We start from the raw sequence: 362 nt of genomic DNA, 5'->3' as shown, positions 1-362 counted from the left end.
ATTGAGATAGGCTAACTGAATTGCTCCGTCCTTAGAGCTGTTGTCGTTTAGGTTGGGTCATAAGCGTCGTATCCGGCGGCGGCGATGTAGTTGCGGCATTCCGCTGGAGTGAAGGCTGCGAAGGCCCGGGCGATGGCTGCCTAAAGGTCTGGGACGGTTCGGGCAGCGGCGGTGCGCAGCAGCGCCTTGAGCTTTGAGCAGGCCTGCTCGAGCGGGTTGAAGTCGGGCGAGGAGGCCGGGAGGGAGAGGAGCCGCGCGCCGGTCGCCTTGATGGCTGCGCGCACGCCGACGACCTTGTGGGATTGCAGGTGGTCGAGGTGGACGGTGTCACCCTGCTTCAGCACCGGCACCAGGGTGTCGGT

General features: G+C 64.4%; 1 pseudogene. It reads right to left on the bottom strand.

The window, feature by feature from the left end:
* Positions 1-47: 47 nt before the first annotated feature.
* Positions 48-362, bottom strand: a pseudogene (locus MKK65_RS00400) (transposase); the annotation flags it as partial.

Source organism: Methylobacterium sp. J-001 (assembly GCF_022829565.1).
Taxonomy (GTDB): domain Bacteria; phylum Pseudomonadota; class Alphaproteobacteria; order Rhizobiales; family Beijerinckiaceae; genus Methylobacterium.
This window is presented reverse-complemented; position numbering and strand designations above follow the sequence as displayed.